Source organism: Spirillospora sp. NPDC052269, from assembly GCF_040679435.1.
Classification (GTDB): domain Bacteria; phylum Actinomycetota; class Actinomycetes; order Streptosporangiales; family Streptosporangiaceae; genus Spirillospora.
In genome coordinates this window covers 52,002-63,183 of the sequence record NZ_JBFAUU010000003.1, presented here as the reverse complement: position 1 = coordinate 63,183, position 11,182 = coordinate 52,002, and the positions used below count along the sequence as shown (strand labels likewise).

The window sequence follows — 11,182 nt, the reverse complement described above, 5'->3', positions numbered from 1 at the left end:
GGCCTCCCCTCCCCTCCCGGGGGCCCGCCGCCGGCCCTGCGCCCGCGTCTTTTAGGAGTGTTTCCCCCACCTCCCGGGGGGGGGGGGCCCCCCCCCCCCCCCACCACCCCCCACCTTCACTAGCGATCAGGAGGCGTCCCATGGCGTCCCAACTGTCCACACCGACCGTCCCCCGCACGCCCTCGAAGACGCGGACCGTCCCCGCCTGGATGATCCTGGCGCTGGCCTGCGCGGCCCAGTTCATGGTGATCCTCGACTCGTCCATCGTGAACGTCGCGCTGCCCTCGGTCGACCGGGACCTGCACTTCACCGGCACCGGGCTCGCCTGGGTCGTGAACGGCTACCTCCTCACCTTCGCCGGGTTCATGCTGCTGGGCGGACGCGCCGCCGACCTGTTCGGCCCGCGCCGGATGCTCGCCGCCGGACTGACCCTGTTCTCCGGCGCGAGCCTGGCCGGCGGCCTCGCGACCACCGCCGAGGCCCTGATCGCCGCGCGCGTCGCCCAAGGCGTGGGCGCGGCCATGATGGCCCCGGCGACGCTGGTCGTCATCAACACCTACTTCACCGAGGAGCGCGCACGGGCCAGGGCGTTCGGCGCGTGGTCCGCCGCCGGCGGAGTGGGCGGACTGTCCGGCGCGCTCGCGGGCGGCGCCCTCACCACCGGCCTGTCGTGGCGCTGGGTCTTCCTCATCAACGTGCCGATCGGCGCCGTTCTGATCGCGCTCGCCCTGACCGCCCTCGCCGCCACCCGGACCGACCGCACGCAGTCCCTCGACATCGTCGGCGCCGTCACCGCGACCGCCGGACTCGCCGCGCTGATCTACGGGGTGATGCAGACCGCCGACCACGCCTGGACGTCCCTGCAGGTCGCCGGGCCGATCCTCGCCGGGGTGCTGCTGCTCGCCGTCTTCGCCGTGGTCGAGGCCCGGTTCGCCCGCCAGCCGATCATGCCGCTGCGCCTGCTCCGCCTCCGCGGGGTCGCCGTCGGCGGCGGCGCGCTCGCGCTGTTCGGCGGCGTCGGCATCGCGATGTGGTACTTCACCTCGCTCTTCCTGCAGGGCGTCCTCGGCTACAGCGCCCTGAAGTCCGGGCTCGGCCAGACGCCCGCGGCGGCGGTGTTCATGCTGACCGCGCGCTGGGCCGCGCCCCTGCTGCCCCGCATCGGCGTCCGCGCCCTGCTCGCGGCGGGCAGCCTCGCCTTCCTCGCCGGGTTCGGCTGGCTCTCCCAGGCCCACGCCGGCGCCGGGTTCGCCACCAGCGTCCTCGGCCCGACACTGCTCGTCGCGGTCGGCATCGGCCTGACTTTCCCGACCCTCATGGCCGCCACCACCGCCGGTGTCCCCGGCGGCGACGCGGGAGTCGTCGGCGGCCTCGCCGCCACGTCCAACCAGGTCGGCGGCGCGATCGGCCTGGCGGTCCTCGCGACCGTGGCCGGCGCCGGCGCCACGGGCGAGGCCACCCCGGCCGCCCTCGCCGCCGGATACGACCGGGTGTTCCTCATCGCCGCCGGACTCGGCGTCGCCATCGCCGCGGTCGGGACGCTGTTCCCGGGACGCCGCCGCGCCGGGAACACCGGACACTGAGCACCGGATCTCGAACGCCGAACGCCCGAACACCGAACGCTCGACACGGTGCCGAACCGCCTACCGCCGCCCTGTGCCTGGTCACAGGGCGGCGGCGAGTTCGTTCAGGGCCGCGGTGAGGACGTCCACGCCCTTCAGGAACTCCTCGATCGTGATGTGCTCGTCGTCCCCGTGGTCCAGGGAACCGTCGCCGGGACCGTACGCCGCCATCGGCACGTCCCAGTGCGGCGCCACGGTGTTCATGTCGGACGTGCCGGTCTTGAGGGTGGGACGAGGCTCGCCGCCGCACTGCCGGATGGCCGCCGACACCGCCCGCACGACCGGGTCGGAACGTCCACTCCGCACCGCCGGGACGTGCCGGACGACCGTGACCTCGCCTCCGTTCGCTCGCGCGTGCAGCCGCTCGGCGAAGGACGCGGCGTCGAACCCGATCGGAATCCGGCAGTCGATGTCGAGCCACGCCTCGACGGGATCGCCGTGCATCCCGCGCAGGGTGGCGGCGGGCAGGCCGAACGCGCCGTGGTCGCGCTCGGGGCCGAGGGCATCGAGCAGGTCGTGCCAGAACGCCACGCAGGCCTCGGTCGCCTTGGCCGTGGGATTGGTGGAGTGCGTCGCGGGACGCGCCACCCGGTAGCCGACGTCGATCTTCCCCTTGTAGCCCAGCACCACCCGGGACCAGCCGCTCGGCTCGCCGACCAGCAGCGCGTCAGGCGCCGGGAGGGTCCGCGCCAGATGCTCGCCGCCGCGCGACAGCCGCTCCTCCTCGACCGCGCCGACGACGCGGATCGTCCCGGGGAAGGACGGCAGCGACGCCGCGGCGCAGATCATCGCGGCGAGCGGGCCCTTGGCGTCCACGGCTCCCCGGCCGATCAGCCGGTCGGCCTCACGTCGTGCCGGGAGCGGGCGGTCGACGGTGTCCAGGTGGCTCAGGAGCATCACCACCGGCCCGTTCCCCGTGCCGATGTCACCGATGACGTTGCCCGCCTCGTCGCGCCGCGCGGCGAGGCCGAGGTCGTTCATCGCCTTCTCCAGGAACCGCGCCAGCTCGTCCTCCTCCCCGGACGGCGACGGGATCGCGAGCATGTCGTACAGCAGATCGACCGGTGTGCTCAAGAGATCTCCAGGGTGGTTCCGGCGCCGCGCAGGGCGGCGGTGACCGGGTGGGGGATCCGTCCGTCGGAGACCGACACCCGGGGGACGCCGGCCAGCAGCGCCTCGCGGGCGGCGATCAGCTTGCGGTGCATGCCGCCGCTCGCCGCGTGGGGCACCGGGCCCTCGCGGGGGAGCGCGCAGCGGTCGAGCAGGCTGCCGGCGTCCGCCGCGTCGCGCAGGACCCCGGGCGCCGAGGTCAGCAGGACGAGGCGTTCGGCGCCGAGCGCGGCGGCGATCGCGGCCGCGGCCCGGTCGGCGTCGACGTTCACCGGCGCTCCGTCCTCGCCGGTCGCGGGCGGCGACACCACCGGGACGAACCCGCCGTCGAGCAGGACGCGCAGCACGCGTGGCCGGACGCCGGTGACGCGTCCGCTGTGATCGTCCCGGACGAGGACGGTGCGGCCGTCCCGCACGGCTCGCTGCGCGGGTTTGCGTCTGGCCTGGAGCAACCCGCCGTCCAGGCCGGTCAGGCCCACGGCTGGGACGTCGTTCTCGGCCAAGGCGCGGAGCAGACGCGGTTTGGCCCGTCCGGTGAGGGCGAGCGTGACGACGTCCAGCATGGCGGGATCGGTGTGCCGGCTGGTCACGCCGCTGGGTGACACGAGCGTGCGGGACGCCACCCCGAGCTCGCCCGACAGCCGCTCGATCTCCGGCGCGCCGCCGTGCACGAGGACGACCTCGCCGGCACGGCCCGCGAGGTCGGCGCAGACCACCTCGGCGGGCACCGCGCCGCCGCACTTGACCACGGTGACGCCCATCAGACGGGATGCAGGCCGGGGAACCCCAGGCCCAGGGTCTCGGGCCGGCCCGCGCGGATGTTCAGGCACTGCACCGCCGCGCCCGCACCGCCCTTGACCAGGTTGTCCAGGGCGGCGATCGCCGTGATCCGGTCGCCGTCCACGGCGAACCCGACATCGCAGTAGTTGGAGCCGGACAGCAGCTTGGGGTCGGGGAGCCGGTGGGCGCCCTTGCGGTGCGCGACGATCCGGACGAACGGCTCGTCCGCGTAGTGCTCGCGGTAGGCGCGGCGGATCGTCCGCTCGTCGGCCGTCCCGGCGGCCTTGGCGGTGGCGTGGCAGACCACCTGGACGCCGCGGACGGCCTCGACGCCGGTGGCGGTCATCCGCGCGTCCACCCCGGCCAGCCGCGACACCTCGGCCTCGTGCCGATGCCGTGTCGGCGCGAACACCCGGAGCGCGCCGCTTCGCTCGGCGTGCAGGTTGCCGTCGCCCGCCATGGCGCCCGAGCCGGACGAGCCGGTACGCGCGTCGATCTGCACGTCCGGCCCGATCAGCCCGGCAAGCGGACGCAGGGCGAGGATCGCCGCGGTGGCCATGCATCCCGGCACGCTGATCAGGTCGGCTTCGGCCAGGTCGTCGCGGAACAGTTCCGGGACGCCCGGGACGAACGCGTCGAGCAGCTCGGGCGCGGTGTGCGGGACGCCGTAGTACCGCTCGTAGACGGCGGGATCGGGAAGCCGGAAGTCGCCGGACAGGTCGATGACCGTCCCGGCCCGTCCCCGGACCTCGGGGAGCAGGGCCATGGTGGTCCGGTGCGGCGTGGCGAGGAACAGCACGTCGCAGGCGGTCAGGTCGTCCGCCGCGCTGAACACCAGGCCGGTCTGCGCGCGCAGGTTCGGATGGACGGAGTCGACGCGGCGGCCCGGGAAACGCGTGGAGACCGCCTGGACGACGTCCGCGTCCGGATGGCCGATCAGCAGCCGGAGCAGTTCGCCGCCCAGGTAGCCGGCGGCGCCCATGACGGCCACCCGGATCATCGCGCCTCCTGTTGAGGGACGTGGTCGTCGTCGCGTTCCGCCGTCGCGATGGCGTACGCGACGATCGCGTCCGCCACGTCCACGGCGTCGCCGTGCGCGGCCTGGAAACCCTGGAACTCCACGGCGTGGTTGACCTCCAGCACCAGGGGCCCGTCCGGACCCTCGACGAGGTCGACGCCCAGGACCCCGCCGCCGACCGCCCGCGCCGCGGCGAGCGCCGGGTCCACCAGCTCGGGGACGAGCGGGCACGGTTCGCAGCGCCCGCCCCGCGCGGCGTTGGTGCGCCAGCCGTCGGAGTAGCGGTACATCGCCCCGACCACCTCGTCCCCGGCCGTGATCACCCGGATGTCGCGGCCCGGCTTGTCGATGAACTCCTGCAGGTAGACGATGTGCTGAAGCGGAGACGGCAGGGCCGCCCGGTGCTCCAGGAGGGCCTCGACGGAATCACGGTCGCGGGCCGCCGCGACGAGCCGCCCCCAGGAACCGGCCAGCGGTTTGAGCACCACGGGGAAGCCCATCCGCTCGGCGGCGTCGGCGCCCTCGTCCGGGCTGAGCGCGACCGCAGTGCGCGGCGCCCGGACCCCGGCACGTTCCAACGCCAGGGACGTGCGCAGCTTGTCGCCGCACACGGCGATCACGTCCGACCGGTTGACCGTCGCGACGCCCCGGGCTTCCAGGAGCAGGGACGCGTACAGCGCGCGGCTGTGGGAGATCTCCCGGTTCAGGGCCGTCGTGAAGGACGGTCCGGTCGTCCCGCCGCCGAGCTCGGCGCTGAACCGGCGGGTGTCGACGTGCGTGTACGGCACCCCGCGGCGCTCCAGGGCGGCGAAGATCCGCTTCTCCTCGTACCGCACCCGGGAGGCAAGCACGGCCAGGGGCCTCACTCTCCCCAGTCCTCCTCGATCTCGGGCGCGAGGGCGAGGGCGAGCGGATCGAGGCCGACGACCTCCAGCTCGCTGGAGCAGTCGCCGCACTGGGCGACCTCGCTCAGCCGCACCGGCTCGGCGAGTTCGACGGGGCCCTCACATTCGGGACAGGTCCGGGTCATGCTTGCCACCCTCCAGGGATTCCTGTGATCAGGTTGAGTGCCGCGGCGACGACCGCGTCCCCCGTGATGCCGTACCGGTCGAGCAGGTCGTCCTGACCGCCCGCCCGCTCGGCGAAGACGTCCGGCATGCCCACCCGGGCGACCCGGGCGGGCGCGTGCTCGGCCAGGGTCTCGGCGACCGCGCCCCCGAGCCCGCCGGACCGCCAGTGCTCCTCGACCGTGACCGCTCCCGCCGTCCCCGCGACCGCCGCGACGATCGCGTCCACGTCGAGCGGGCGCAGCGTGTGCAGGTTCAGGACGGTCGCTCGGACGCCATGGGCCTCGAGCCGGTCCGCGGCGCGCAGCGCGGCCAGCACCGGGTGCGGGCCGCAGGCGATGATCGCCACGTCCCCGGGCGGCGGGACGGCGCCCGGGGACGGTCCCGGTCCGGCGGGCCGCAGCCACTGGGCCCTCCCGATCTCGAACGCGCCGCCGCCCACGTCCGGGGTGGCCTTGCGGCCGAGGCGCACGTAGGCCGGGCCGGGCAGCGCCGCGCTCTGCCGGATCGCGGCCTCGGCCTGCTCGGCGTCCGCCGGGACGACCACGGTGAGGCCGGGCAGCGTCCGCATGACGGCCAGGTCCTCCAGCGCGTGGTGCGTCGGGCCGAGATGACCCGCGGCGAGCCCGCCGTGCGTGGCCACGATCCGGACGGGCAGCGCGTTGTACACGATGTCGAGCTTGATGGCCTCCAGCGCCCGGGTCGCGGCGAAGGTGGCCATGGTGGTGACGAACGGGATCTTCCCGCTCGCGGCCAGTCCCGCGGCGGTGCCCATCAGGCTCTGCTCGGCGATACCGAGGTTGCGGTAGCGGCCGGGGACGGCTTTGAAGGCGTCCACGCCGAACAGCCCGGTGTCGCTGTCGAGGCAGTACAGCCGCTCGTCGGCGAGCATCAGCTCGGGCAGCAGGGCGCTGTACGCCTCCCGCGCCGACCGTGCCGGCCGCGTTGAAGCGGGCTTCGCCTGCGCATTTCCGGGACGCTGCGCGGGGTGCGATTCGTCCGATCTTGTGTGGAGGCTCTGTTCGGTCATGCCGTCGCCCTCCTGTGCCGGGCGCGGAGCACCGCCAAGGCGCGCTCGGCCTGGCGGGTGCCCAGCGTCGTGTAGTGGGACTGTGGCCGGCCCTCGACTGCCGGCAGTCCGCGTCCCTTGACGGTGTGCGCGATGACCACCGTCGGACGGCCCGCCTCGCTCGACTCGCCGGGCTGGAGCGCCGTGCGCAGGGCGTCGAGGTCGTGGCCGTCCGCCTCGCGGACCGTCCAGCCGAAGCCGCGCCACCGGTCCGCGAGCGGCTCGAGGCCGACCGTGTCCTCGGTGGGCCCGGTGAGCTGGAGGCGGTTGCGGTCGATGACGGCCGTCAGGTTGCCGAGCCCGAGGGACACCGAGGTCATGGCCGCCTCCCACACCGACCCCTCCTGCAGCTCGCCGTCGCCCATGACGGCGAAGCAGCGCCGGCCCGGGTCGGCGAGGGCGAAGCCGTTGGCGAGCGCGAGGCCGTGGCCGAGGGATCCGGTGGGCATCTCCACCCCCGGCACGGCGCGGACGGGATGCCCCATCAGGCGACTGCCCGGCCGCGCGTACTCCGCGAGCTCCTCGACGGGGAAGAACCCGCGTTCGGCGAGGACCGCGTAGAGGCAGATGGCGCCGTGCCCCTTGCTGAGGACGAGCACGTCGCGGTCCGGCGCGGCGGGATGCCCCGGGTCGATCCGCAGTACGTCGAAGTAGAGGAGGGTGAGGATCTCCACCAGCGACATCGACCCGCCGAGGTGGCCGCCCTCCGGACCGGCGCACATGCCGACGATGTGCTCACGCACCCGGTGCGCCGTCGCCGTGAGGTCCGTCGCCGCCGGGGACGCCGGGCCCGTCGCCGCCGGGGCGCTCATGGTCGGCCTGGGAGCGTGGCCAGCACGAAGTGGCCCGGCAGGTGCACGGCCAGCCCCTCCCGGATCTCGGCGACCAGCTCGTCCCCGGCCAGCCGGATCGTGGACGAGCGGCGGTCCAGCAGGGTCGCCGCGGCGGTGAAGTCGCCGACCAGGGCCGTCCCCGGCGGCACCATGCGGGTGCGGCTGACCTTGACGCCCTGCACGGCGAGCCGTTCCAGGAAGGCGCCGTCGTCCACCAGGGGCCACCAGTCGTCGGGATGCATGACGATCCCGTCGGCCGACCCGCCGTACCACTCGCACAGCGCGGCCGTGGCCAGCAGGGTCGAGGCGACCGACCGGTCCGTGGCCTTGGGCTCCCGGCGGCGGACGCCCGGCGTGCGCAGCAGGCCGTGGATGTCTCCGCTCCCGTTGAGCAGCGCGTCGTTCTCGGCGGTGCCGAGCCGGACGAGCAGCCGGAAGTCGACGAACGCGGCCAGGGCGGCCGGGTCGGCGAGGACCTCGGCGGGCACCGGCACGGCCGCCCGGATCATCTGCGTCCGGACCGTCCGCGCGCCCACCTCGAACTCCCACTCGGGGGCGGTGTCGTCGGACGCGACGTTCTCGGCGCGCTCGGTGAACACGGTGACCTCGTCGGCGTCCACGACCGCCTTGCGGAGCAGGTGCCGGACGGTCAGCCGGGGCCGCCGCTTGGCCGGCGGGAACAGGTCGCTGATGGACGCGCGCAGGTCGACCGCCGCCTTCGGCCCGTTCCGGGCGTGGGCGAGCGCGAACTCCTCACCGGGGCTGCGGCGGGTCAGCTCGGGATCGTCCAGCATCATGCGCACTTCGGACATGGTTCACATCCCCAGGGAACGGCCGCCGTCGACGACCTGGACGGTTCCGGTGACAAAACTCGCGCGGGCGCTCAGCAGGAAGGTTCCGGCTGCCGCGACCTCCTCGGGACGGGCCACCCGGCCGAGCGGGATGCCCGCCCGCTCGGCGATCCGGGCGGTCTCCGCGGCGACGTCGACGTCGCCGCCGAGGCTGCCGATCAGCGCGTCCGTTGCGGTGTAGCCGGGGGCCAGGACGTTGACGGTGACGTCCCCCGGCCCCAGCTCGTGCACGAGGGTCTTGGCGTAGGCGGCCAGGCCCGACCGCGCGATCGCCGACAGCGCGTACTCGGGGATGATGTCGCGGATCGTCTCGCTGGCGACCACCAGGACCCGTCCCCACCCGGCGCTTCTCAGATGGGGGAGCGCGGCCTGGACGAACCCGATGTGGGCGACCATCGCCAGGTCGAGCGCGTCACGGTAGCCGTCCGGGCCGAACGCGCCGGTCGGCCCGGCGGGCGGGCCCCCGGCGTTGCTGACCACGATGTGCAGTGCGCCGTGCTCGGCGGCGGTGTCGTCGGCCCAGGCGCGCGAGGCGTCGGTGTCGCGCAGATCGAGCACCCGGGTGCCGACCTCGGCGCCGAGGTCGGCGGCGATCTCATCCCGGGCCTTGGCGAGCCGTCCGGCGTCGCGGCCACCGATCGCCACCTTGGCGCCCTCGCGGACGAGGTCGCGGGCGATCGCCAGGCCGATGCCCGACGAGCCGCCCGACACCAGCGCCACCTTCCCCTTCAGTCCCAGGTCCACGTCACACCTTCGTCTCGTAGCCGTACCGGCGCAGAAGCGGAAGCGCCAGGAGCGTGGTCGCCGCCCGCTGCGGGCGGGGCAGGTCGGTGTGCCATCGGCGGTCCTCGCGGATGAGGGTCCGGCCGCGGCCGAACCGGTTCGGGTTGCCGGTGACGGTGTGGTTGCCGCCGAGTTCGACCGTTCCATCGGCGGCGACGGGGTTGGGACCGTCGTGCCCGATGAGCTTGAGGATGTCGCCGACGGCGTCGCACGGGTTGCGCACGAGGTCCTCGTAACGCAGGTGCAGCGCGTCCGCGCGGTGCGTCCGGCCGACGGCCTCGGCGGCGAGGTTGAAGCCGGCCCAGTGCAGCGTGCTGTTCAGCGCGGAGCGGTGTCCGGTGTACGCCTTGGGCTGCATCCAGGACCAGGCGACGGCGCGCGGGTCGCGGATCAGGTGGACGTAGGACGCGTCGATCCCTGGCAGCGAGGACAGGAGGGCGGCGTCGGAGGCGTACTTGGAGCTGTCGACGACGGTGTGGGCGCCGCAGACCTCGGCGATCGCCCGGTAGGTGGCGGCGAGCGTGGCCGGCCACCCGTCACGCTGCCCGTTCCGGACCGGCGCGGTGTTCCGGACCGGCGCGGTGTTGCGGACCGGCGGGAAGTCCCGGAGCGTTCGCCAGGTGTGCCGGGTGCGGTGGGCCTCCTGCCACGCCACGACGTCCGCGGCATGCTGGTCGAGCGTCCGCCCGTCCGGCCGCACCGCCTCCAGCACACGGGACCAGAACGGGCATTCGCGGTGGTTCAGGCCGCATCCGCACCGGGCGTTGCTGCCGCTTCCGAGGACTCCGTTCAGCCAGAGAAAACGCAGTTCACCAACGTGGACGACACCCGGAGCTTCGGCGAGGACGTTGCCCAGCACCGTGCTTCCGCTTCGGCACCAACCGGTTATGTAGAGGACTCTCATCGGCAACCACGACCCCTTGGGACAGGACCGGCGCGAATTGATCAGTCAGCATGTAAACATGATCTTCTTCAGAAAGGAACCATCCGGCGCGACCGGTTACCGAGAGCCATTCCAGGCGGGGGTTCCGGTGACCTCCAGGGCGGCGCACGTCCAGGAGAATCCGGCGCCGATCCCGACCAGCAGCACCCGATCGCCCGGCTCGAGCAGGCCGGATTCGGCGAGGTGGGTCAGCCCGGTGAGCTGGTCGGCCGCGCCGACGTGGCCGGTCCGGCGGCCCCAGTCCCAGGTGGTGCGCGCGACGTCCAAGCCGAGCGGCTCGGCGTACCGGGTCCGCAGCACGCGCAGCCCGACGTTCGGGAAGACGGCCCGGTCGACGTCGCCGAGCTTCAGCCCTGCCTCGTCCAGAGTTCGGGCCACGGTCTCGACCAGGCCCGAGGTGATCCGCTCGCCCACGCGACCGGACAGTCGCCGCGCGTCGGCGGCGGCGAACGCGGCGCGCCGGGCCCGGACGTCGACCGTGCGGCCGGGCGCGGTCGCGAACGGCTCGTCGCCCCGGTACATGCCTTCGAGCGCGGTGTCCACAACCGTCGAAACTGACAGGAATCGGGCGAAACCCTCTCGTCCGACCACCGCCGCGGCGGCGCCGTCCCCGTAGACCAGGCCGGGGACGTCCGCGCGCCACCGGTCGAAGCCGGGGCCGCCGAAGCGGTCGGCGGTCGTGACCAGGGCGCAGCGGCGGGACGCGTCGGCGAGCAGGTACGAGGCCGCCAGCTCGATCGCACCCATCGCTCCGCCGCACATCTGCTGGACGTCCAGCGCGGGCGCGTACCGTCCGTCGTCGCCGAGCACTTCGCGGTGGACGTACGAGGCGGCCGGCCAGTAGTCGAGGCCCTGGAACCACGCGGACGCGTGCAGCAGGAGCGCTATGTCCGACGGCGGCGTCCCCGCCCGCCGGAGCGCCGCCCGCGCCGCGGCGACGGCCATCTCGGGCGGCGCCTCGTCCGTGGCGACGGTGATGGAGACGTACTCGTCGGCGGCCAGGTCGGCGGGGTCGTAGCGGCCGTCCGAGACCGCCTCCGCCACGTTCGCGGGCGCGGGGAGATGATGGGCCAGAGCAGTGAGGAACAGGCCGTCGCAGCGCATTC

Annotated in this window: 12 protein-coding genes; 1 reads left to right on the top strand and 11 read right to left on the bottom strand. The window is 74.2% G+C overall.

Annotated features, from left to right (window positions below):
• Positions 1–140 precede the first annotated feature (140 nt).
• Complete coding sequence (locus tag AB0L06_RS06805) at positions 141–1,583, top strand: MFS transporter (RefSeq protein ID WP_500229953.1); 1,443 nt, start codon at positions 141–143, stop codon at positions 1,581–1,583.
• 81 nt (positions 1,584–1,664) lie between these two features.
• Here AB0L06_RS06805 and AB0L06_RS06800 read toward each other — a convergent pair whose 3' ends face one another.
• From AB0L06_RS06800 to AB0L06_RS06750, 11 genes are all read right to left on the bottom strand, one after another.
• The gene (locus AB0L06_RS06800; RefSeq protein ID WP_500229952.1) at positions 1,665–2,696 is read right to left on the bottom strand and encodes a M20/M25/M40 family metallo-hydrolase; all 1,032 of its coding nucleotides are present in this window, start codon (positions 2,694–2,696) and stop codon (positions 1,665–1,667) included.
• Entirely contained in the window at positions 2,693–3,493 is an 801-nt protein-coding gene (locus AB0L06_RS06795) for a [LysW]-aminoadipate kinase (protein ID WP_500229951.1), read from the bottom strand. The genes AB0L06_RS06800 and AB0L06_RS06795 overlap by 4 nt, the downstream gene beginning before the upstream one ends.
• On the bottom strand, positions 3,493–4,512 hold the full coding sequence (gene argC / locus AB0L06_RS06790) for an N-acetyl-gamma-glutamyl-phosphate reductase (protein WP_500229950.1): 1,020 nt from the start codon (positions 4,510–4,512) through the stop codon (positions 3,493–3,495). Before argC ends, AB0L06_RS06795 begins: the two co-directional genes overlap by 1 nt.
• Positions 4,509–5,396, bottom strand: coding sequence for a lysine biosynthesis protein LysX (gene lysX / locus AB0L06_RS06785; RefSeq protein ID WP_500229949.1), 888 nt, complete (start codon positions 5,394–5,396; stop codon positions 4,509–4,511). The genes argC and lysX overlap by 4 nt, the downstream gene beginning before the upstream one ends.
• Positions 5,393–5,560: a lysine biosynthesis protein LysW gene (gene lysW / locus AB0L06_RS06780; RefSeq protein ID WP_500229948.1), complete on the bottom strand. Its 168-nt coding sequence runs from the start codon at positions 5,558–5,560 to the stop codon at positions 5,393–5,395. The genes lysX and lysW overlap by 4 nt, the downstream gene beginning before the upstream one ends.
• Positions 5,557–6,627, bottom strand: coding sequence for a transketolase family protein (locus AB0L06_RS06775; protein ID WP_500229947.1), 1,071 nt, complete (start codon positions 6,625–6,627; stop codon positions 5,557–5,559). Before AB0L06_RS06775 ends, lysW begins: the two co-directional genes overlap by 4 nt.
• Positions 6,624–7,478 carry a transketolase gene (locus AB0L06_RS06770; protein WP_500229946.1) on the bottom strand — a complete coding sequence of 285 codons (855 nt, stop codon included), beginning with the start codon at positions 7,476–7,478 and terminating at the stop codon, positions 6,624–6,626. The genes AB0L06_RS06775 and AB0L06_RS06770 overlap by 4 nt, the downstream gene beginning before the upstream one ends.
• Positions 7,475–8,311, bottom strand: a complete 837-nt coding sequence (locus AB0L06_RS06765; RefSeq protein WP_500229945.1) for a family 3 encapsulin nanocompartment shell protein — start codon at positions 8,309–8,311, stop codon at positions 7,475–7,477. Before AB0L06_RS06765 ends, AB0L06_RS06770 begins: the two co-directional genes overlap by 4 nt.
• A gap of 3 nt (positions 8,312–8,314) precedes the next feature.
• The gene (locus tag AB0L06_RS06760; protein ID WP_500229944.1) at positions 8,315–9,094 is read right to left on the bottom strand and encodes an SDR family NAD(P)-dependent oxidoreductase; all 780 of its coding nucleotides are present in this window, start codon (positions 9,092–9,094) and stop codon (positions 8,315–8,317) included.
• A 1-nt stretch (position 9,095) separates the two neighbouring features.
• Positions 9,096–10,037 carry a sulfotransferase gene (locus AB0L06_RS06755; RefSeq protein WP_500230382.1) on the bottom strand — a complete coding sequence of 314 codons (942 nt, stop codon included), beginning with the start codon at positions 10,035–10,037 and terminating at the stop codon, positions 9,096–9,098.
• 96 nt (positions 10,038–10,133) lie between these two features.
• Positions 10,134–11,180 carry a ketoacyl-ACP synthase III family protein gene (locus AB0L06_RS06750; RefSeq protein WP_500229943.1) on the bottom strand — a complete coding sequence of 349 codons (1,047 nt, stop codon included), beginning with the start codon at positions 11,178–11,180 and terminating at the stop codon, positions 10,134–10,136.
• Between the last annotated feature and the right edge of the window lie 2 nt (positions 11,181–11,182).